The following is a 20,520-nucleotide window of genomic DNA, read 5'->3' on the forward strand; positions in this document are numbered from 1 at the left end:
CGTCAGGTTCTCTGGACGGCGAGCCGCACCATCTGGCCGACATCCTTGAAGAAGACGCGAACATGGGCCAACGGGTCGCGGTGCTGGATCCGCTTGTCCAGGTAGGACGACCATGTGAGGCGCTGAACGTCGGGATCGCTGCAGATCGCCACGAAGCGTTCGCGGCGCTTGTCGCTTCGGTACCAGAAGGATTGCATGAAGCCGAGCACCATGAAGATGCGGCCATGGTCGGCCATGAACCGGCGCCTTGCCTGGGCCAGCGCGCGCGCGTCCCCCGTCGCCAGAAACGATTCTCCGGCTTCCGCCGCAAGCCTGCCCGACGTCATGGCGTACCAGATGCCTTCGCCCGAGGCCGGCGCGACGATGCCCGCCGCATCGCCCGCCAGAAGCACACTGTGGCCGTCGTCCCAGCGCGACATGGGCTTGAGCGGCAAGGGTGCTCCCTCCCGGCGAATGGTCTCCGCATCTTCCAGCCCGCACGAGCGGCGCAGCGTGCGCGTCGCGGCCTTGAGGTCGAAGCCCTTCACCGCCGATCCGACCCCGATGCTGGTGGCGTCGCCATGCGGGAAGACCCATCCGTAGAAGTCGGGCGACACGCGGGCGTCGTAGTGAACCTGGCAGACGGCCGGATCGAAATCGGCGGTGCCGGCCCCCGGCGAACGGACGATCTCGTGATAGGCAAAGACGTATGGCGGCCGACGATCGGGTCCGAATGCCTCCCGGCGCACGAGCGAATTGGCGCCGTCCGCACCGATCAGGAGCCGTGTGCGATAGGTCACGCTCCGTTCGCTGCCGGCGGGCCGCATCCTCACGACCGCGCCACCCGCGGGATCGCGCACCACGTCGATGACGCGGCCGATGGCGAGTTCCGCGCCTTCTCCGACCGCGCGCTCCCTCAGCCATGGATCGAACAGATCGCGGTCGACCATGCCGACATAGCCGCCCTGAACCCGCATGTCGACGCGCCTGCCCGACGGCGCGACGATGTCGGCCGCCGAGATGCGCGCGGTGAGCAGGCTGTCGGGCACGTCGAAGTCGGCCAGCAATCTTGGCGGAATCGCACCGCCGCAGGGCTTGATCCTGTCGGCGCGGTCGATCAGCAGGACGCGGCGGCCGGAGGAGGCGAGGTCGGCCGCCGCCGTCGCCCCGGAGGGGCCGCCGCCGACCACGATGGCTTCGAAGTCGTAGGGTCTGGCTTCGGAAATCATTGCGCGGGCACCATTTCGGGTTGGTGGACGGGACGGGCGGCGGCGACGCGCGCGGCCAGCAGGGCGGCGGCGAGGAAGGCTGCGGCCTCCAGCACAAACACGGTCGCGTAGGCGAGGGCGACATTTTCGGTGGCGAGCCGGGCGAGATCCACCGCGACGGTTCCGACAAACCCGCCGAGACCGAACGCAATGGCCTGGGCCGCGCCCCAAAGTCCCATCCGCATGCCCGTGCGCCGCGGCCCGGCGGCGCCCGCCAGCGCCATCATCGATCCGATCGCCGCAACCGCGAAGACGCCATTGGCAAATCCAAGCGCGACCACGTTCGGGACCAGCGGCCAGTCGAGCGGCGCCGAGGCGGCGAAGACCAGACCGGAGATCATCAGGGCCGAGCCGACGCAGCCCACGATGGTGAAGCTGCGCAGCACCCCGGGAAAGCGGCGGGACAAAAGTGTGCCGGCCGCTCCCGTCAGCACCATTCCGGCAAAGACGCCGCCATGCTGGAGGCCCGAGAGCTTGGTCGTCTCGCCCGGCGACATGCCGAAGACGAGGCCGGCGAAGGGCTCTAGGATGAGGTCCTGCGCCGAATAGGCCAGCATGGACACGAACACGAAAAGGGTGAAGATTCGCGCCTGCGGGTCGGCCCAGGCGTCCGCGAGGCTGACGCGAAACGGCACGGGCGCCGTGGCATCGACGGTGGCGGCGAGCGCGACGAGGCTGTTTTCCACGCGCCAGAGCGCGGCTGCGGCCAGCGTGAGCGCCAGGATCGCGACGCCCGAGGTGACGGCGATGAGGCGTTCGGCCGAATAGGGGTCGAGCTGGCTCCCGGCCAGGATCGCGGTCACGGCCATCCCGGCGATCATCATCAGCCAGACGATGGTGGCGGCGGCCGGGCGCCGCCCTGACGGAACGGAGGTGGCGAGGAGCGCCAGAAGCGATGTTCCCGCCGCTCCGACGCCGACGCCGATCAGAAGAAAAGCCAGCACCGAGAGCGCAAGTCCGGCCGCGAAGCTCTGTGCGACGAGCGCCACGGCAATCGACGCCAGCACGGCTCCGAGACCGAGCGTGGCGATGCCGCCCAGGATCCAGGGCGTGCGGCGGCGACCGCGATCCGAGCGATGCCCCCAGACGGGCCGCAGGATTTGGACGGCGTAGTGGAGGCCCACCAGCGCGCCGGGAATCGTCGCGGCGAGCGCAAGCTCGACCACCATCACGCGGTTGAGCGTCGACGTGGTGAGCACAACGATGGCGCCCAGCGCCACCTGGACGAGACCGAGCCTGACGATGCCTCCCCAGCCCAGTGTCTCGCGCATGGCGTCTACCCCGCCGCCGAGAGGGCGAGCGCGGCCGCCAGCATGCCGAGAACATAGAACGTCGTGCCGGTCGCGTTGTACCACGAGGCATGGCGCTTGGGGTCGGCGAGCAGCCGGGTCATGCAGGCGAACTGGGCGACGAGCAGCAGCGCGACGGCGCCGGCGTGCCAGGCGAAGCCCCAGTGGACGAGCAGCGCGATCACGACGACCTGCGGCGCGGCCATGACCAGGCATGCCACCCGCGCCGCGCGCGCTTCGCCGAGCAGAACCGGTAGGCTGTCGACGCCGGACAGGCGGTCGCCACCGACCGACTTGAAGTCGTTGAGGGTCATGATCCCGTGCGCGCCGATGCTGTAGAGGAGCGCCATCGTGATGACGGCGGCGGACGGCATGCCGCCGATGACGGCGGCGGCGGCGGTGAACCAGGGCAATCCTTCGTAGCAGAGCCCGACGGCCGCGTTGCCCATCCAGCCGTTGCGCTTCAGCCTGAAGGGCGGGGCGCTGTAGGCCCAGGCGAGCACGAGGCCGACGATCGTCGCGGCGAAGACGACCGCTCCCAGTAGCGCGCCGACGACGAGCGACAGCACGGTGCCGGCGATCGCGACGCCGAGCCCCCAGCGTCCGGGCATGCGGCCCGACGGGATGACGCGGTTCGGCTCGTTGATGGCGTCGACGTCGCGGTCGTACCAGTCGTTGACCGCCTGGCTCGTGCCGCAGACGAGCGGGCCGGCCAGCAGTACGCCGCCGATGATGTAGGGCCAGCGGTCGAGACCGTCGACGCCGACCGACACGAGGCCGCAGCCGAAGGCCCACATGGGCGCGAACCAGGTGATCGGCTTGAGGAGTTCGACCGTCGCGAGCAGCGTCGGCGTTCGATGCAGTCCCGGCGTGGTGGTGATCGAGGAAGCCATGCGGGCAGACTAGGCCGCCGGCCTCCGAACGTCAATCTGAATTGACACTCGCTGGTGTCAATTCGTCTCTTCTTCGCTGTCGGAGATGCCGTAGCGGCGCAGCTTGATGTAGAGGCTCTGGCGCGACAGGCCGAGCATGTCGGCCGCCGAGGCGCGATTGTTGTCGGTGAGCTTCAGCGCCGCCTCGATGCAGAGCTTCTCGATGATGTCGGCGGTATCGCGCACGAGATCCTTCAGCGGCACGCGGCCGACGAGCTCGGTCAGGTGGCTGGCCGACTGGCCGTTGACGGTGCCGAGCGGCGACAGCCCCGCATCCGAGCGCTGGCTCTCGCGCACCGACAGCCCGTAGCGCGGTCCGCCCGCGCCGTTGATGCGCGCGGCGGACAGCTCGACCGTCTCGCTGCCGCCGAGATCGTCGCGGATGATGGTGGAGAAGCGCCGCACGGTTCCGTGCTCGCGCAGGTTCGCCATCAGCACCTGCAGGTCGACGCCCGAGCCGCCGACCCAGGTGTCGACGCTCTTGCCCTCGATGCGGTCGAAGCCGACCACGCGGATCATGTCGAGGAAGGCCATGTTGGCCTCGAGGATGCGGCCGTCCGCGTCGACGACGACCAACCCGTCCGGCAGGCTCTCGACCATCGACAGCATGGACGAGACCGTGGAGACGCCGCCGCCGAGGTCGCGGTCGGCCAGGAAGCAGACCAGGAGGTTGGTGCGGCCGAACTCGCGGAACGGCGTGACGCGGATCGACAGCGGCTCGTCGAGCGTGGCGATCCGGGCGGTGATGACGTCCTCGCGCCCACGCGCGGCGATGGCGGCCAGCGCTTCGGCGACCTGCTGCTGCTCGCCCTTGGCGAAGGCGGCGGCCACCGATCCGCCGGCCAGCTTCTTGGCGGGCTTGGCAAACAGCCGCGCGGCGCCCTCGTTGGCGTCGAGAACCTTCAGCGACAGGGAATCGACCACGAGCAGGGGCTCGTAGGCGAGGTGGAAGATGATGCGGTAGCGCGCCTCGATGTCGCGGACGCGGCGATAGTCGCGTTCCATCTCGAACTGGGCCCGCAGCAGCCGTTGCTGCATGTCGGCCATGGCGCGACCGTCAGCCCCCAGCGCGAGCCGCTTGCCGCTGGCGGCCAGCGAGGCGACGCGGTAGGACACGGGCAGGTCGCGCGTGCCGTCGCCGGGATGGTTGACCTGGCGCGAGCGCGTCATCGTCATGCTCGACGCGTCCGACAGCAGGTCGCGCAGCTTCTCGCGGCTCTCCATCGTTACGGTCTCGTGCCAGCTTCGGCCGACCCAATCCTCGAGACCCCAGGCCTTCAGCTCTGCGTCGCGGTATGCAATGTCGAGAATGTCACCGTCTGGCGACAGGACGAGCGCGATGTCCGCGCCGGCCGTGACGATCTTCGAGACCGCCTCAGCGTCCAGTTCCGCCAAGAAGCGGCGGTTGTCTCCAAACGAGCGGCACACTTCTCGTGAGACCAGCTTGTCCATCTGAGGCTTTCGCGTTCCAGTTTCGTTCGGTGACGGACACCGGGCCATGCCCTGTCCCGCCGTCAGTTGCCGCTGCGGCTTTGACGACCGCGTCCCGAGCGCTCAGCGCTAGGGAATCGGCCCCCACCTCATTGGCCAATTCCGGCTTATCCACGAATATTGCCCCGCCGACAACAATGCTGGCCGATTTGTTGCGCATGCTTGCGCGAAGCCTGCGGATGACCCGGGCCAGATCGGGCAGAAAGCCGGTGCTCGAAAGCGACAGGCCGATCAGTGCGTAATGGCTGCTCTCGGCAAGACGGAGGAAGTCGGTTCCGTCGCCGCTGCCGCAGCAGTCCACGTGCCATCCATCGCGCCGGAAGGCGTCCTCCACCACGCTCAGGCCGAAAGCATGCTGTTCGCCGGGCGCCGGCGCCAGCAGCGCCGCCCGGCCGGCGCGGACGGGTCCGGCCGGCGGGTTTTCCGTCGCGATCCGCCAGAACAACCGCTGGATCCGCGTCATGACCACGGTGACCTGCATGAAATCGCAGATGTCCATCCGCCAGTATTCTCCCACGAGCCGGGCAGCGGGCGCCAGCAGCGCCTCGGCGGCTGCCTGCGGGTCGCCCGTCACTTCGACATAGGTTCTCAGCATGCTCTCGCACCGCTGGTCCGCTTCCGCCAGCAGCAGCCGCGTGAACTCGTCGACCTGCAACTTCTGTTCGTCGCGCTCCTGCCGTGCCGACGACCGCGACGCATTGCGTCCCACGAGCCGGGGCAGCACGTCGCAGCACACCGTCGTGGTCAGCTCCTCGGACTTGGCCTGCGATGGCGCGTTCACCCGCCAGCTTCCGGCCGGCCAGCTGCTGCCGTGCTCGTTCCTGTTGGTGCTCGCCTGGTCGCTCCTGTTCGCATGGTCGCTGCGCGCGCGGGACATCGCGCCAGCGCCGGAACCATTCGACATGCTGCGTAAATTCATGACTGGCGATCCCTCCGTTCGCCAGCGAAAAGGTCGCGCACATCCGTCCGTCGGCTGCGTCGCAACGGCTTGCGAGCGCCGAAAGGGCACGTTGCGTGGTCTTCGCGCTGAATCCTTTTTCTTCGTTTGACGATACTCGCTTCCCGCAGCTTGTCCAGCGGAATCTGTCCACGAAAAATGACAACGTAAAAACGGATAGACGTCAATCTAGGTTGACACTCTGGTTGAGGCGGGATTAATGTTGCCTCGACTGCAGAAGCAAACAGAACAAGGGAGGCGGTCGCGCAAGGCAATGAGTGAGGCTCGTCCAAACCGTTCCGATCGTCGGCCGCTTTACACGCCCGAGCAGAGGCTGCGCCGCGACCGGTCCGTGTGGACGCTGATCCAGGGCCTTCTCGCACCGCTCCAGTTCATCGTCTTCATCGTCAGCCTGGGGCTCATCCTGCGCTGGCTGGTCACGGGCGAGGGGCTCGCGGCTGCGAACGCGTCGATCGTCGTCAAGACCCTCGTTCTCTACACCATCATGATCACCGGCTCGATCTGGGAGAAGGTCGTCTTCGACCGCTGGCTCTTCGCACCGGCGTTCTTCTGGGAAGACGTTTTCTCGATGCTCGTCCTGGCGCTTCACACCGCCTATCTGGTCGCCCTCTATCGGGGTGCGCTCGATCCGGCGGGCCTCATGATCCTCGCGCTCGCCGCCTACGCGACCTACGTCATCAACGCCGCCCAGTTTCTCGTGAAGCTGCGCGCCGCCCGGCTCGACGCCGCCCGCGGCCAGTCCCCCCTGCCGGAGCCTGGCCGATGAACGCGATCACGCCGCCCCGCACCGCCCCCGCGGACCATTCGCCGGTCGCCCCGCTGCGGCAGCGTGGCCAGCACGAGGTCTTCTGCGGTCTCACCTCCATCATCTGGCTGCATCGCAAGGTCCAGGACGCCTTCTTCCTGATCGTCGGGTCGCGCACCTGCGCGCACCTCATGCAGTCGGCCGCCGGCGTCATGATCTTTGCCGAGCCGCGTTTCGGCACCGCCATCATCGAGGAGCGAGACCTCGCCGGCATGGCCGACCTGCACGAGGAACTCGACCGTGTCGTGGCCCGCCTGCTGGCCCGTCGGCCCGAGATCCGCATGCTGGTGCTCGTCGGTTCCTGCCCGTCCGAAGTCATCAAGCTCGATCTGGGAAAGGCCGCCGAGCGCCTGGCCCGCCTGCACGCGCCCGCAACCCGGGTGATGCACTTCTCTGGAAGCGGCATCGAGACGACCTTCACCCAGGGCGAAGACAACTTCCTGGCCTCCCTGGCGCGCGAACTGCCGGCGACCGATGCCAGTGCCGGGCCCTCGCTCATGGTCGCCGGGGCCTTGCCGGACGTGGTGGAAGATCAGTTCCGTCGCATCTTCGACGCCTTGGGCATCGGTCCGGTGTCCTTTCTTCCGTCGCGCGCGTCGACGGGCCTTCCGCCCATTGGTCCGGGCACACGCGTCCTCCTGGCTCAGCCCTATCTCGGCGAAGCTGCCCGTGCGCTCGAAGCGCGGGGCGCGACCGTGCTTTCTGCCCCGTTTCCGCTTGGGGAGGAGGGAACCACCGCATGGCTCGGTGCCGCGGCCGCCGCGTTCGGCGTCGAGCCCGGGCGCTTCGATGCCATCACCAAGGCCGGCCGGCGCCGGGCGCGCGAGGCGGTCGCCCGTCACCGCGCCGAGCTCGAAGGGCGTCGCGTCTTCCTGTTCCCCGATTCGCAGCTCGAGCCGTCGATCGCGCGCTTCCTGTCGCGCGAAGCAGGTGCGGAGATCGTCGAAATCGGCTCGCCCTACCTCCACCGCCAGCACCTGGCGGGCGAACTGGCGCTGCTTTCGCCCGGCATTCCGTTTTCCGAGGGGCAGGATGTCGACCGCCAGCTCGACCGCTGCCGCGCGGCGCGGCCCGACCTCGCCGTCTGCGGCATGGGCCTTGCCAATCCGCTCGAAGCGGAAGGCATCGCCACCAAGTGGTCGATCGAACTCGTCTTCACGCCGGTGCAGGGCTACGAGCAGGCCGGCGATCTCGCCGAACTGTTCGTTCGCCCTCTCGCGCGGCGCGCCGCGCTGAAGTTGGGGGCCTGACCATGCAGCTCACCGTCTGGACCTATGAAGGACCGCCCCACGTGGGAGCCATGCGGATCGCCGCATCGATGCGGGGCCTCCACTACGTGCTGCATGCCCCTCAGGGCGACACCTATGCCGATCTGCTGTTCACGATGATCGAACGGCGCGACACGCGCCCGCCGGTCACCTACACGACCTTCAAGGCCCAGGATCTCGGCGCCGATACGGCCGAGATCTTCAAGATCGCCTGTCGCGACGCGGTCGAGCGGTTCCAGCCGGAAGCCATCATCGTCGGGGCGTCGTGCACGGCGGAACTGATCCAGGACGATCCGGCCGGGCTCGCCGCCGCGCTCGCGCTTCCGATCCCCGTCATTCCGCTCGAGCTTCCTTCCTATTCCAAGAAGGAGAACTGGGGCGCTGCCGAGACCTTCTATCGTCTCGTCAGGACGTTCGCCGCCGCCGCGCAGCCGAAGACCGTCCGCTCCATGCGCCCCGCTGGCGAGCGGAGCTGCAACCTGCTCGGCCCGACTTCGCTGGGTTTTCGTCATCGCGACGACATCGTCGAGGTCCGCAAGCTGGTCGAGGGACTGGGCGTCGCCGTCAATCTCGTCGCGCCGCTCGGCGCCAGCCCCTCCGATCTCGCGCGTCTGCCCGAGGCGGATTTCAATGTCGTGCTCTACCCCGAGATCGCCAGCACGGCGGCGGACTGGCTGAAGCGCAATCATGGCCAGCCTTTCGTCTCGATCCCGCCCATCGGCGTGGGTGCGACCGCGGAGTTTCTCACCGCCGTCGCGGAACTGGCAGGCGTCCCGCCCCCGGCCGCTGCGCCGACCAACCTGCGCATGCCCTGGTACTCGCGCTCGATCGATTCGACCTACCTTACCGGCAAGCGCGTCTTCATCTTTGGCGACGCGACCCATGCCGTTGCCGCCGCCCGGATCGCCGCCGACGAACTCGGCTTCGTCGTCTGCGGGCTTGGAACCTACAGCCGGGAGTTTGCTCGTGACGTACGGGCGGCTGCGGCGCATCACGGTGTCGAACCGCTGATCAGCGACGATCATCTCGCGGTCGAGGACGCCATCATCGCCGCCCAACCCGAACTCATCCTGGGCACGCAGATGGAGCGGCACGTCGCCAAGCGGCTGCGCATTCCCTGCGCCGTCATCTCCGCGCCCGTCCACGTGCAGGACTTTCCCGCCCGCTACTCGCCGCAGATGGGGCACGAGGGCGCGAACGTGCTGTTCGACAGCTGGGTCCATCCGCTGATGATGGGCCTCGAGGAGCATCTGCTTGGGATGTTTCGCGACGATTTCGAATTCAACGACACGGTTGCGCCGTCGCATCTTGGCCACTCGACAGCTCCGGCTGGCGTGGCGCCGGACGAATCCACCCTCGTCGTTCTGGACCGCCCCGTGGCCTGGAGTGGGGATGCCGAAAAGGAACTGAGGAAAATTCCGTTCTTCGTGCGTGGAAAGGCACGGAGGAACACCGAGCGCTTTGCCGCCGAACGTGGACTGCACACCATCACAATAGAGACATTGTACGATGCCAAGGCCCACTACAGCCGCTGATGCGACCCCGATCACGATTTCGATCGTGACGCTCGACAGCCACATGGCAAGCGCCGTCGAGCGCGCGGCCATGACGCTCCGGCCGGAATTGCCTGGATTGCGCCTGACGCTGCATTCGGTCGCCGAATGGGGCTCCGATCCGGCCGCCGAGGAGCGTTGCCGTCGGGATGTGGAGAGCGCCGACATCGTCGTCGCCAACATGATCTTCCTCGAAGACCACATCCGCAAGGTCCAGCCCTGGCTGGAAGCGCGGCGCGACGCCTGCGACTGCATGGTTGGCTGTCTCTCCGCCGGAGAGATCGTTCGCACGACCAGGCTGGGTGGGTTCTCGATGTCGTCGGCGCCGGGCGGGGCGCTCGGGCTGCTGAAGCGGCTGCGCGGTGCCGGCAAGCCCGGGCAGCCGGGCGGCGGCAAGCAGCAGATGAAGATGCTGCGGCAGATTCCGCGCCTGCTGCGCTTCATTCCCGGCAAGGCGCAGGACGTGCGCGCCTACTTCCTGACCTTGCAATACATGCTCGCCGGCTCGGACGAGAACGTCGCGAACCTCGTGCGCCACCTGGTCTCGCGCTATGCCGCCGGCCCGCGCCTGGCGCTGCGAAAGGCCGTGTCGGTTCGCCCGCCGCTCGAATATCCCGACGCGGGGCTCTATCATCCGCGGCTGAAGAACCGTATCGGCGAAACGCTGCGCGACATGCCCGGCAACGGCGCGGCCGGCACCGTCGGCCTGCTCATCATGCGGTCCTACGTGCTGGCTGGAAACACCGCGCATTACGACCTCGTGATCGGGGCGCTGGAGGCCAAGGGGCTGAAGGTGGTGCCGGCCTTCGCCGCGGGTCTGGACGCCACGCCGGCGGTGGAAAACTTCTTCATGGCCGACGGGCGCGCGACGGTGGACGCCGTCGTGTCGCTCACCGGTTTCTCGCTGGTCGGCGGTCCGGCCTACAATGACAGCCGCGCGGCCGAGGAAATGCTCGCGCGCCTCGACGTGCCCTATCTCTCCGCCTTCGCGGTCGAATTCCAGACGCTGGAGGAATGGCGCGCCGGCGACCAGGGTCTCACGCCCGTCGAGACGACGATGATGGTGGCGCTGCCCGAGATCGACGGCGCGACGGGACCGATGCTGTTTGGCGGCCGCACCGCCGCCAGCGGCGCCGACCGGAGCGGCTCGCGCCGCGACATGGCGGGCGAGCCCGAGCGGGCGGCCATGCTGGCTTCCCGTGTGGAGAAGCTGGTTCGCCTGCGTCGCACCGCGCGCGCCGAGCGCAAGGTCGCCGTCGTGCTCTTCAACTTCCCGCCCAATGGCGGCGCAACCGGCACGGCGGCCTATCTGTCGGTCTTCCGCTCGCTGTGGAACACGCTCGGCGCCATGAAGACAGCCGGGTATTCGGTCGATCTTCCCGCGGATGTGGACGCGCTCCGGGCGCGGATCCTCGAAGGGAATGCGGCGCGCTACGGCCAGGAGGCCAACGTCGCGGCCCGCATCCCCGCAGAGCGCCATGTGCAGCGCGAGACGCATCTCGCCGAGATCGAGGCGCAGTGGGGCGCCGCGCCCGGTCGCCACCAGACCGACGGGTCCTCGATCCTGGTTCTCGGCGAGCGCTTCGGCAACGTCTTCGTCGGCATCCAGCCGGGCTTTGGCTACGAAGGCGATCCCATGCGCCTGCTTTTCGAGAAGAGCTTTGCGCCCACGCACGCCTTCGCCGCCTTCTATCGCTGGCTGCGTGACGATTTCGGCGCGGACGCGGTGCTGCACTACGGCACGCACGGGGCGCTCGAGTTCATGCCGGGCAAGCAGGTCGGGCTGTCGCGCGAATGCTGGCCCGACCGGCTGATCGGCGACCTGCCGAACCTTTACCTCTATGCCGCCAACAACCCGTCCGAGGGGGCGATCGCCAAGCGACGCGGCAACGCGACGCTGATCAGCTACCTCACCCCGCCGGTCGCCGCCGCGGGCCTCTACAAGGGCCTCGTCGACCTGAAGGCCTCGCTCGACCGGTGGCGCGGCCTACCGCCCTCCGACGCGCATGAACGCACCTTGCTCGAGGAGATCATCGCGGCCCAGGCCGGCGCGCTGGACCTCGAGACGCCGCTGCTGCGCGATGGCCGGCCCGACGTTCCGACGCTGGTCGACGCCGTAGCGGAGCTGGAAGCGACGCTGATCCCGCACGGCCTGCATGTCGTCGGCGAGGCCGCGAGCACCGCGGAGCGCGCCGATCTGCTGCAGGCGGTGGCCGAGGTTGCGCACGGTGTCGATCTGCCGCGTGACCTCGCGCAGCGCCTCGCGGCGGGCGAAGCTCCCATACTGGCGCTTGAGGCGTTGAAGCTCGCAGGCGACGAGCGCTTGCGCACGGCCGCGCCGATGCTGGCCGAGATGGCCGAGCAGCTGTCGCGCGACCACGAACTTCCGGCGCTGATCGCGGCACTCAACGGGCGCTACATCCGCCCCGTCTCCGGCGGCGACCTCATCCGCTCACCGCAAATCCTGCCGACCGGGCGGAACCTGCATGGCTTCGATCCCTTCCGTCTGCCATCAGCGTTCGCGTTGGCCGATGGCGCACTCCAGGCAGCGCGACTGGTCGAACGGCATGTCAAGGACAAGGGTGTCCTGCCTGAATGCGTTGCGCTGGTACTCTGGGGTACTGATACAATGAAGACCGAGGGCGCGCCGATCGGCCAGGCGCTGGCGCTGCTCGGTGCCAAGCCGCGCTTCGACAGCTATGGCCGGCTTGCTGGCGCAGATCTCGTCCCGCTTTCGGAACTGATGCGGCCGCGCATCGACGTCATGATGACGCTCTCGGGCATCTTCCGTGACCTGATGCCCCTGCAGACGAAGCTGCTGGCCGAGGCAAGCCTGCTTGCGGCGGAAGCCGACGAGCCGGCGGACCGCAACTTCGTTCGCAAGCACGCGCTAGCTTACGTCGCCGAAAAGGGCTGCACGATCGAGGAAGCCTCGCTGCGCGTCTTCTCGAACGCGGCCGGCGCCTACGGCTCCAACGTCAACATGATGGTGGAGTCGGGCTGCTGGGACAACGAGGATGAACTGGCGGAGGCCTACACGCGCCGCAAGTGCTTCGCCTACGGACGCGACGGAAAGCCGGTGAAGCAGCCCGAACTGATGGGCGCGATCCTTAAGAACGTCGACGCCGCCTACCAGAACCTGGAGTCGGTGGAACTCGGAATCACCACCATCGATCACTACTTTGACACGCTCGGCGGCATTAGCCGCGCCGTCCGCCGAGCCTCTGGCGACGAGGTGCCGGTTTACGTCGGCGACCAGACGCGCGGCCAGGGCAAGGTGCGCACGCTGTCCGAACAGGTTGCGCTCGAAACCCGGACCCGCACGCTAAACCCGAAATGGTACGAGGGCCTGCTCGCCCATGGCTATGAAGGCGTGCGCCAGATTGAGGCGCATGTGACCAACACCTTCGGCTGGTCCGCCACGACCGGCCAGGTGGCGCCTTGGGTCTACCAGAACATGGCCGAGACCTTCGTGCTCGACGACAAGATGCGTCGGCGCATGGCCGATCTCAACCCGCGGGCCGCCTCCAAACTCGCCGGCCGCCTGCTCGAGGCGACCGACCGTGCCTACTGGACACCTGATGCCGCGACGCTCGATGCGCTGCGGGCAGCCGGGGACGAACTCGAAGACCGCGTCGAAGGCGTGGGCGTGGAGGCTGCAGCATGAACGTATTTACACACCCAAGGGACCTGAAGGCCGCCGCCGCTCGCGAGGATGGCGAAGGCAGCGTGCAGGTCCAGCTGGACCCGACGCTGGAGATCGGCACTGCCAAGGTGTTTGCCATCTACGGCAAGGGCGGCATCGGCAAGTCGACGACCTCGTCCAACCTGTCGGTCGCTTTTTCCAAGCTCGGCAAGCGGGTCTTGCAGATCGGCTGCGATCCCAAGCACGACTCGACCTTCACGCTCACCAAGTCGCTGATCCCGACCGTTATCGACATCCTTGCGCAGGTCGATTTCCACACCGAGGAGCTGCGCGCCGAGGACTTCGTCTTCGAAGGCTACAACGGGGTGCGCTGCGTGGAGGCGGGTGGTCCGCCGGCCGGCACCGGCTGCGGGGGCTATGTCGTCGGCCAGACGGTCAAGCTGCTCAAGGAGCACCACCTGCTGGAAGACACAGACGTGGTGATCTTCGACGTGCTTGGCGATGTGGTCTGCGGTGGCTTCGCATCGCCGCTGCAACACGCCGAGCGGGCCCTGATCGTCGCCGCCAACGACTTCGATTCGATCTTTGCCATGAACCGCATCGTGGCGGCCATCAAGGCGAAGTCGAAGAACTACCAGGTTCGCCTCGGCGGGGTTATCGCCAACCGCTCGCGCGAGACCGACCAGATCGACCGTTTCAATGAAGCGATCGGCCTGAAGCGGATTGCCCATATCCGCGATCTCGATGCCGTTCGGCTGAGCCGGCTGAAGAAGCGGACCCTGTTCGAAATGGACCCGACACCCGAAGTCCTGATGGTGCAGCAGGAATACATGCAACTCGCCGAGATGCTGTGGGCCGGGTCGGATGAACTCGACGCCAACCCGATGCCTGATCGCGAAATCTTCGATTTCCTGGGGTACGACTGATGGATGGCGCGGCCTACATCGAGAGGCGGGACAAGATCCGCACCTATTTCGACCGCACCGCCGTGGATGCGTGGAAGCGGCTGGCCACGGAAGCGCCGCTTGGCCGTATCCGGGCCTCCGTCCGAGAGGGCAGGGGGCGCATGCGCGCCGCGATGCTGGCGATGCTGCCGCTCGACCTGTCCGGCTGGCGCGTGCTCGACGCCGGTTGCGGCGCCGGCATGTTCTCGGTGGAACTCGCGCGGCGCGGCGCCGAGGTCACGGCCATCGACCTCTCGCCCGAGATGGTCGCTTTCGCCGCCGACACCGTGCCCGCTGACCTCGGAACGGGGCGCATCCACTTCCTTTCCGGCGACATGCTGTCCGACAAGCTTGGTCGTTTCGACGCGATCGTGGCGATGGACTCGCTGATCCACTATACGCTCGCCGATGCCGCCGAAGCGCTCGTGCGCCTCGCCGCCCGCACCGAGCGCAGCATCGTCTTCACCTTCGCGCCGCGAACACCCGCGCTTGCGGCCATGCACGCACTGGGCCGGCTGTTTCCCCGTGGAGACCGTTCCCCGGCGATCGAACCCGTTCGTCCTGAAGCCATCGCGGCCCGCATCGACGGAATGCCGGGTTGGCAGGTCGGCCGCACGGCCCGCATCGGCCACGGCTTCTACACCTCGCAGGCACTGGAGATCGTCCGGTCATGACGAAGAGTTCCGGCATCGCGATGTCCTCGGCCTGGGTGCGGCTTGGAAGCCGTTTCCTGCCGTTCGCCGATGCCGCTACCGAGGGCCTGCCGCTGCCGCGGCTCCTGCGTCTGTCGCTGTTCCAGGTCTCCGTCGGTCTGGCGATGGTGCTTCTGACTGGAACGCTCAATCGCGTGATGATCGTCGAACTTGGCGTACCGGCTACAGTCGTCGCCATCATGGTAGCCCTACCGATCCTCGTCGCTCCCGCACGCGCCCTGATCGGTCATCGATCCGATACCTACCGCTCCTATCTAGGCTGGCGGCGCGTCCCCTTCATCTGGCTGGGCACGCTGCTGCAATTCGGCGGCTTCGCCATCATGCCGTTTGCGCTCCTCGTTTTGTCCGGCGGCGGCGAGGCGACCGTGCCCTATGCCGGTGAAATCGGCGCTGCGCTGGCCTTCCTGCTCGTCGGCGCGGGCATGCACACAGTCCAGACCGCCGGGCTGGCGCTTGCCTGCGACCTCGCGCCAGAAGACAGCCGGCCGCGGATCGTCGCTCTGCTCTACCTCGTGTTGTTGCTGGGAATGTTCGTGTCCGCTGTCGCATTGTCCCTGCTGCTCGCCGATTTCGGCCATGTCCTTCTCATCCAAGTGGTCCAGGGAGCCGCCGCGGTGACGATGGTTCTCAATCTCGTCGCGCTCTGGAAACAGGAAGGCAGAGACCCTCGCCTGACCGCGCATGAGCGCGTCCGCCAGTCCTTTGCCGACGCTTGGGCGGGCTTCGCGAAGGCTCCCGGCGCGAGGCGTCTTCTGGTCGCTGTCGCGCTTGGCTCGGCCGGTTTCGCCATGCAGGACGTACTGCTCGAGCCCTATGGCGGGGAGGTGCTGGGGCTTGGCGTCGGGCAGACGACTTTACTGACCGCGCTGCTTGCAGGAGGCACGATCCTGGGGCTTTTCCTTGCGGCGCGGGTGCTCGACCGGGGCTTCAATCCTTTCCGCCTATCGGGCTTCGGGGCGCTTGTCGGAATTGGTGCTTTCACGCTCGTCATCATCTCCGCACCGCTCCAGTCCGTCGTTCTGTTCCGCAGCGGAACGGCGCTGATCGGCTTCGGCGCAGGGCTCTACACGGTCGGCCTTTTGACCGCGGCCATGAACCTCGGCCGGATCACGGGCAGCGGCATCGCGCTCGGTGCCTGGGGCGCGGCGCAGGCGACCGCCGCGGGCTTGGCGATTGCAGTAGGCGGCGCCGTGCGGGACATCGTCGCGGCCCTGGCGGCAAACGGAACGTTGGGATCGGTCTTCGCAAGTCCCGGCGCAGGATACGGGGTGGTATATCACATTGAAATTGCGTTGCTTTTTGCGGCGCTCGTCGCCGTCGGTCCGCTGGCTCGCTATGCCGGGCCCGAGGTCAGGCGGCGAGACGGCGACACTTTCGGACTAGCGGCATTTCCCGGCTGAGGCCGGCAAAGGGGAGAAAGAGCATGTATCCCAACGAGTTCACCAGCTACATCGACGCCGCTCAGGTGGCGCTCTACGTCTTCTGGGTGTTCTTCTTCGGCCTTGTCTTCTGGCTGCGCAGAGAGGACCGGCGCGAAGGCTACCCGCTGGAGTCCGATCCGACCGGAACGGTCAAGGATCGCGGCTTCCTACTTCTGCCGGAGCCCAAGACCTTCCTTTTGCGTGACGGAACCTCGGTGTCCGTCCCCAACCTGAAGCGCGACCAGCGTCCCATCGCGGCGGTTCGGGCCGGGGCATGGCCAGGTGCTCCCCTGGTTCCCACCGGCGATCCGCTGGTCGACGGCGTGGGACCGGCTGCCTGGGCCGAGCGTCGCGACATTCCGGACCAGACCTGGGATGGTCGCAACAAGATCGTGCCGACGCGTGTCGATGCGCATTACGGCGTCGCGCCCGGTGATCCGGATCCGCGCGGCATGAGGGTCATTGCCGCTGATCGTAAGGTGGCCGGCACCGTGACCGATATCTGGGTCGATCATGCCGAGCACGCGATCCGTTACCTCGAAGTCGACATCGACCAGCCCGGACTCGGCAACGTGCTCGTTCCCATGACGCTGGCGCGGATCGTGGGAACCGATCTGTCCGGACGCAGCGTGCAGGTGAAATCATTGCTGGCTGGCCAGTTCGCCAATGCGCCGCGCACACGTTCGCGGGACTCGGTGACCTTCCTCGAGGAGGACCGCATCTGTGCCTATTTCACTGGCGGCCATCTCTACGCCACCGGTGACCGTTCGGAGCCGCTGCTGTGACCGAGGACCACGACGACTTCTCCTTCGAGCCCCAGCCGGGGCTGCCCGCCCCCCTGCCGCAGGGCGAGCGGCTTTTGTGGCAGGGCGCGCCCACATGGCCCGCTTTCGCGTTATCCGCCTTCCGATTACGCGGCGTTGCGATCTATTTCCTGATCGTCGCTCTATGGCAGGCTGGTTCCGCGTGGGCCGATGGCGGCGTCGCCAGCGACATCGCCGCTGTGGTCGGGTGGACCGGATTGCTGGCGCTCTGCGCGCTTGCCGTCCTGGCCGGTCTTGCGAAAGTCTATGCACGAACCACGATTTATTCGCTGACATCGAAGCGCCTTCTCATCCGCTCCGGCGTTGCTCTGCCGATAACATTGAACATTCCACTGCCGCTGATCGAATCGGCGTCTCTCGTTCGTTCGCCGCTCGGTACCGGAAGCGTCGTATTGTCTGTCGCCAAGCCGAACCGCATTGCCTGGCTGGCTCTCTGGCCGAGCACGAAGCCATTCGCTTTCAACCATCCGCAGCCGATGTTGCGGGCACTCGCCGATGCGGACAAGCTTGCTCCGCTGCTTGCGGAAGCGCTGTCCGCAAGCGGAAGCTCGACAACCGCGCCCGCTGCTCGCCGCGCACCTCGCCCCGCATCCGCCGACGTCACGGGCCGGCCAGCCGGACATGGCCCGATCGGCTTGCCAGCCTGAGGAGAATTCCATGAGCCACGCCGCCCGCCAACCCGACCCGCTCCGCCGCCCGGCCATCGCCTGCGGCATGCTCGCCTGCCTTGCCATCCTGTTCGCCGCTTTCGCTCCAAAGGCGCAGTTGCCGGCACCGGCTGGTCCGCCCGAGGCGGCGGTGAAGCTGCGCTTCGAGGACAAGCAGGGCGGTATCGTGTTGGTGAAGGACGCTGCCAGCGGCGACACTGTCGCGAGTCTCGGCATTGGTGAGGGCGGTTTCGTGCGTGCAACGGTGCGCGGTCTGGCCGCTGCCCGCAAGCGAAACGGTTTTGGTGACGAGACCCCTTTCGAATTGTCGCGCTTCGCAGATGGACGCCTGACGCTGCGCGACCCCGATACGGACAGGACCATATCCCTGTTCGCCTTTGGCCACGACAACGCAGCCGCGTTCGGGGCCTTCATCGATCAGAGGAGGGAACCGCTATGATCGAACAACTGGGACTGGGCAGGGAAAGGTTGGACGTCCCCTGTATCATCGAGATCGAGAATACCTGGGAGAGCCTACATGCTCATGTCGAACTGGAAGGCGTTGACGTGGAACCCGGTGACGAGGTGCATGTTCAGGGCGGCGAGATCGTCGTGCCCTACGGCGAGCGTCTGACGCTGCGCCGTAGGGCGACGGTGACGAAGGCCGCCGCTCCGGAACGCCTTTGGGTACGGATGACCGGCGACTTCGAGTTCATGGAACTGCTCGAGTTTTCGTTCTCGTCAGGGAGGAAGCCATGACCATCGAGAAACTCTCGCTCAAGGCTGCCGATACGAACGGTATGGCCGCCGAGTCCACGCTGCTGTCGCCACGCTTCTACACCACAGACTTCGCGGCGCTCGACAAGATGGATGTCTCGGCGGTGCGGGCCGAGTGGGATGCCCTCCTTCAGGAAATGGAGGACGATCCAAACAAGGGTCACTTCAAGCGCAACGAAGAATGGGACAAGATCGACTTCGAGGCGCTGCCGGAAGGCCTGCGCAACGAGTTCGTGGATTTCCTCGTCTCGTCGCTGACCGCAGAGTTTTCGGGCTGCGTGCTCTACAAGGAGATGAAAAAGCGCGGCACGAACCCCGAGATGGTGCGGCTGTTCTCCTACATGAGTCGCGACGAGGCCCGCCACGCAGGGTTCATCAATGACTCGCTCAAGGAATTCGGCATCGGCGTCAATCTCGGATTCCTGACGAAGGCCAAGAAATACACGTATTTCCGGCCGAAATTCATCTTCTACGCCACCTATCTCTCCGAAAAGATCGGCTATGCTCGCTACATCAACATCTATCGCCAGTTGGAGCGGCACCCGGAGAAGCGGTTCCACCCGATCTTCAAATGGTTCGAGAAGTGGTGCAACGACGAGTTTCGGCACGGCGAGGCCTTCGCGCTCCTGATGCGTGCCAACCCGGACTATCTAAGGGGCATGAACCGGTTGTGGGTGCGGTTCTTCGTGCTCGCCGTCTACGCGACCATGTATGTCCGCGACCATGCCCGGCCTGAGTTCCACAAGGCGCTGGACATGGATCCGACCGAGTATGACTACAAGGTCTTCCGGCTGACGAACGAGATTACGAGACAGGTCTTCCCGCTTGTGGTCGACATCGACCACCCGCGCTTCCGCAAGGGCCTGGAAAAGCTTCGCGTGATCAACGAGACGGCCGCGACAATCGAGGGCAACGGCATCGGCGCCAGACTGAAGCGAGGGTTTTGCGGTCTGCGCGCCGCTGCCACCTTCGTCTCGCTGTACACCATCCCCACGATCGAAAACGAACTGCCTGACACCAGCCGCATGCAGCCGGTCTGGTAGGAGGCGATCGTGGCCAGCTACGCGGCGCCCGCCCTGTTTGCACTGTTCGCCTGGTGGTTCTCCACCGGCGTGGTGATCTGGCTCGACGGGCTGCCCCGAGCAACCTTCAAGTGGTCGATGGCGGGCGCCAGCGTGCTCGCCATCGGCGGTTTGTGGCTGTTGTGGTCGAGCGCCGGCGGCACCGAAGTACGTGACGCTTATCTCGCCTTCTGCGGCGCGCTGGCGGTGTGGGCGTGGATCGAGGCGAGCTTCTACCTCGGCTTCGTGACGGGGCTGCACGTTCCGCGGTGCCGCCACGACTGTTCTGGCTGGCGGCATTTCGGTCATGCGTTGAAGGCGAACATCTGGCACGAACTGGCGATCGTCGTCCTTCTGGTGGTAATTGCGGCGATTGCTTGGGATGCGCCGAACAAGACGGGTCTCTGGACGTTCCTGATTTTGTGGTGGATGCATGAGAGCGCCAGACTGAACGTCTTCCTGGGAGTCCGCAACCTCAACGAGCACTTCGTTCCGGACCATCTAGAGTTCCTCAAGGGGTTCATGCGCAAGGCTGACATGAACCTGCTTTTTCCAGTGTCGGTAACGGTCTCGACCGCCGTCTGTGTCCTTTTGGGCGCTGGCGCCGCACTGGCCGAATCGGACTTCGAGCGCACGAGCATGATGTTCCTGACGGCGATCATGGCTCTTGCGATCATCGAGCACTGGTTCCTGATGTTGCCGCTGCCCTTTGCGGCGTTGTGGAACTGGAGTCTCGGCACTCGCGAAAAGGCCCCGCCGCCGCAGTCCGCCCGCATGACGTCGGCGGTCAAGATCAAGCAACCGAGGCCGGTCGCATGAGCGGCCCCGACCGGAGACTGGGAACGGCCGTGCCGCGCCCGCGCATGAAGGAGGACCACCCCGTGAACTTCGAAGCCTTTTTCGCCACGAAGCTCGATGGCCTGCGCGGCGAGGGACGCTACCGC

General features: G+C 66.8%; 18 protein-coding genes. 13 read left to right on the forward strand and 5 right to left on the reverse strand.

The features are described from left to right. Positions 1-2 precede the first annotated feature (2 nt). From EJC49_RS11730 to EJC49_RS11750, 5 genes are read right to left on the reverse strand one after another with little or no spacing between them, the layout of a single operon-like run. On the reverse strand, positions 3-1,208 hold the full coding sequence (locus tag EJC49_RS11730; protein WP_126700118.1) for a geranylgeranyl diphosphate reductase: 1,206 nt from the start codon (positions 1,206-1,208) through the stop codon (positions 3-5). Further along, a complete protein-coding gene (locus EJC49_RS11735; RefSeq protein WP_126700119.1) occupies positions 1,205-2,518 on the reverse strand; it encodes a BCD family MFS transporter in 1,314 nt (437 codons plus the stop codon). Before EJC49_RS11735 ends, EJC49_RS11730 begins: the two co-directional genes overlap by 4 nt. Before the next feature lie 5 nt (positions 2,519-2,523). Next, on the reverse strand, positions 2,524-3,429 hold the full coding sequence (gene chlG, locus EJC49_RS11740; protein WP_126700120.1) for a chlorophyll synthase ChlG: 906 nt from the start codon (positions 3,427-3,429) through the stop codon (positions 2,524-2,526). 57 nt (positions 3,430-3,486) lie between these two features. After that, positions 3,487-4,863 (reverse strand): transcriptional regulator PpsR, encoded by a 1,377-nt coding sequence (gene ppsR, locus EJC49_RS11745; protein WP_170314688.1) that lies wholly within the window; start codon positions 4,861-4,863, stop codon positions 3,487-3,489. Next, the gene (locus EJC49_RS11750) at positions 4,844-5,878 is read right to left on the reverse strand and encodes a cobalamin B12-binding domain-containing protein (RefSeq protein ID WP_126700122.1); all 1,035 of its coding nucleotides are present in this window, start codon (positions 5,876-5,878) and stop codon (positions 4,844-4,846) included. Before EJC49_RS11750 ends, ppsR begins: the two co-directional genes overlap by 20 nt. 292 nt (positions 5,879-6,170) lie before the next feature. Here EJC49_RS11750 and bchF point away from each other — a divergent pair, with 292 nt between their 5' ends. Genes bchF through puhE form a run of 13 tightly spaced genes read left to right on the forward strand, consistent with a single transcriptional unit; the run spans position 6,171 to position 20,395 of the window. Continuing rightward, the gene (bchF, locus tag EJC49_RS11755; RefSeq protein ID WP_126700123.1) at positions 6,171-6,683 is read left to right on the forward strand and encodes a 2-vinyl bacteriochlorophyllide hydratase; all 513 of its coding nucleotides are present in this window, start codon (positions 6,171-6,173) and stop codon (positions 6,681-6,683) included. Continuing rightward, on the forward strand, positions 6,680-7,972 hold the full coding sequence (locus tag EJC49_RS11760; protein ID WP_126700124.1) for a ferredoxin:protochlorophyllide reductase (ATP-dependent) subunit N: 1,293 nt from the start codon (positions 6,680-6,682) through the stop codon (positions 7,970-7,972). The genes bchF and EJC49_RS11760 overlap by 4 nt, the downstream gene beginning before the upstream one ends. A 2-nt stretch (positions 7,973-7,974) precedes the next feature. Beyond that, a complete protein-coding gene (gene bchB, locus EJC49_RS11765; protein ID WP_126700125.1) occupies positions 7,975-9,525 on the forward strand; it encodes a ferredoxin:protochlorophyllide reductase (ATP-dependent) subunit B in 1,551 nt (516 codons plus the stop codon). Further along, complete coding sequence (locus tag EJC49_RS11770) at positions 9,500-13,210, forward strand: magnesium chelatase subunit H (protein WP_126700126.1); 3,711 nt, start codon at positions 9,500-9,502, stop codon at positions 13,208-13,210. Before bchB ends, EJC49_RS11770 begins: the two co-directional genes overlap by 26 nt. Continuing rightward, a complete protein-coding gene (gene bchL, locus EJC49_RS11775) occupies positions 13,207-14,115 on the forward strand; it encodes a ferredoxin:protochlorophyllide reductase (ATP-dependent) iron-sulfur ATP-binding protein (protein ID WP_126700127.1) in 909 nt (302 codons plus the stop codon). The genes EJC49_RS11770 and bchL overlap by 4 nt, the downstream gene beginning before the upstream one ends. Beyond that, positions 14,115-14,807, forward strand: a complete 693-nt coding sequence (gene bchM, locus EJC49_RS11780; protein WP_126700128.1) for a magnesium protoporphyrin IX methyltransferase — start codon at positions 14,115-14,117, stop codon at positions 14,805-14,807. Before bchL ends, bchM begins: the two co-directional genes overlap by 1 nt. Next, on the forward strand, positions 14,804-16,246 hold the full coding sequence (locus EJC49_RS11785) for an MFS transporter (protein WP_126700129.1): 1,443 nt from the start codon (positions 14,804-14,806) through the stop codon (positions 16,244-16,246). Before bchM ends, EJC49_RS11785 begins: the two co-directional genes overlap by 4 nt. A 23-nt stretch (positions 16,247-16,269) precedes the next feature. Next, the gene (gene puhA, locus EJC49_RS11790) at positions 16,270-17,052 is read left to right on the forward strand and encodes a photosynthetic reaction center subunit H (RefSeq protein ID WP_126700130.1); all 783 of its coding nucleotides are present in this window, start codon (positions 16,270-16,272) and stop codon (positions 17,050-17,052) included. Beyond that, positions 17,049-17,738 carry a photosynthetic complex putative assembly protein PuhB gene (gene puhB, locus EJC49_RS11795; RefSeq protein ID WP_126700131.1) on the forward strand — a complete coding sequence of 230 codons (690 nt, stop codon included), beginning with the start codon at positions 17,049-17,051 and terminating at the stop codon, positions 17,736-17,738. The genes puhA and puhB overlap by 4 nt, the downstream gene beginning before the upstream one ends. A gap of 10 nt (positions 17,739-17,748) precedes the next feature. Further along, positions 17,749-18,198 (forward strand): photosynthetic complex assembly protein PuhC, encoded by a 450-nt coding sequence (puhC, locus tag EJC49_RS11800; RefSeq protein ID WP_170314689.1) that lies wholly within the window; start codon positions 17,749-17,751, stop codon positions 18,196-18,198. Beyond that, complete coding sequence (locus EJC49_RS11805; protein ID WP_126700133.1) at positions 18,195-18,497, forward strand: hypothetical protein; 303 nt, start codon at positions 18,195-18,197, stop codon at positions 18,495-18,497. The genes puhC and EJC49_RS11805 overlap by 4 nt, the downstream gene beginning before the upstream one ends. Further along, on the forward strand, positions 18,494-19,558 hold the full coding sequence (gene acsF, locus EJC49_RS11810; protein WP_126700134.1) for a magnesium-protoporphyrin IX monomethyl ester (oxidative) cyclase: 1,065 nt from the start codon (positions 18,494-18,496) through the stop codon (positions 19,556-19,558). Before EJC49_RS11805 ends, acsF begins: the two co-directional genes overlap by 4 nt. Before the next feature lie 9 nt (positions 19,559-19,567). Further along, positions 19,568-20,395 carry a putative photosynthetic complex assembly protein PuhE gene (gene puhE / locus EJC49_RS11815; RefSeq protein WP_170314690.1) on the forward strand — a complete coding sequence of 276 codons (828 nt, stop codon included), beginning with the start codon at positions 19,568-19,570 and terminating at the stop codon, positions 20,393-20,395. Positions 20,396-20,520 lie beyond the last annotated feature (125 nt).

It is taken from the genome of Aquibium carbonis, assembly GCF_003970795.1.
GTDB lineage: Bacteria > Pseudomonadota > Alphaproteobacteria > Rhizobiales > Rhizobiaceae > Aquibium > Aquibium carbonis.

Excerpts from the sequence above, each read along its gene's own strand:
- EJC49_RS11730 (WP_126700118.1), bottom strand. The coding sequence starts at position 1,208 with ATGATTTCCGAAGCCAGACCCTACGACTTCGAAGCCATCGTGGTCGGC.
- EJC49_RS11735 (WP_126700119.1), bottom strand. The coding sequence starts at position 2,518 with ATGCGCGAGACACTGGGCTGGGGAGGCATCGTCAGGCTCGGTCTCGTC.
- chlG (WP_126700120.1), bottom strand. The coding sequence starts at position 3,429 with ATGGCTTCCTCGATCACCACCACGCCGGGACTGCATCGAACGCCGACG.
- EJC49_RS11750 (WP_126700122.1), bottom strand. The coding sequence starts at position 5,878 with ATGAATTTACGCAGCATGTCGAATGGTTCCGGCGCTGGCGCGATGTCC.
- bchF (WP_126700123.1), top strand. The coding sequence starts at position 6,171 with ATGAGTGAGGCTCGTCCAAACCGTTCCGATCGTCGGCCGCTTTACACG.
- EJC49_RS11760 (WP_126700124.1), top strand. The coding sequence starts at position 6,680 with ATGAACGCGATCACGCCGCCCCGCACCGCCCCCGCGGACCATTCGCCG.
- bchB (WP_126700125.1), top strand. The coding sequence starts at position 7,975 with ATGCAGCTCACCGTCTGGACCTATGAAGGACCGCCCCACGTGGGAGCC.
- EJC49_RS11770 (WP_126700126.1), top strand. The coding sequence starts at position 9,500 with ATGCCAAGGCCCACTACAGCCGCTGATGCGACCCCGATCACGATTTCG.
- bchL (WP_126700127.1), top strand. The coding sequence starts at position 13,207 with ATGAACGTATTTACACACCCAAGGGACCTGAAGGCCGCCGCCGCTCGC.
- bchM (WP_126700128.1), top strand. The coding sequence starts at position 14,115 with ATGGATGGCGCGGCCTACATCGAGAGGCGGGACAAGATCCGCACCTAT.
- EJC49_RS11785 (WP_126700129.1), top strand. The coding sequence starts at position 14,804 with ATGACGAAGAGTTCCGGCATCGCGATGTCCTCGGCCTGGGTGCGGCTT.
- puhA (WP_126700130.1), top strand. The coding sequence starts at position 16,270 with ATGTATCCCAACGAGTTCACCAGCTACATCGACGCCGCTCAGGTGGCG.
- puhC (WP_170314689.1), top strand. The coding sequence starts at position 17,749 with ATGAGCCACGCCGCCCGCCAACCCGACCCGCTCCGCCGCCCGGCCATC.
- EJC49_RS11805 (WP_126700133.1), top strand. The coding sequence starts at position 18,195 with ATGATCGAACAACTGGGACTGGGCAGGGAAAGGTTGGACGTCCCCTGT.
- acsF (WP_126700134.1), top strand. The coding sequence starts at position 18,494 with ATGACCATCGAGAAACTCTCGCTCAAGGCTGCCGATACGAACGGTATG.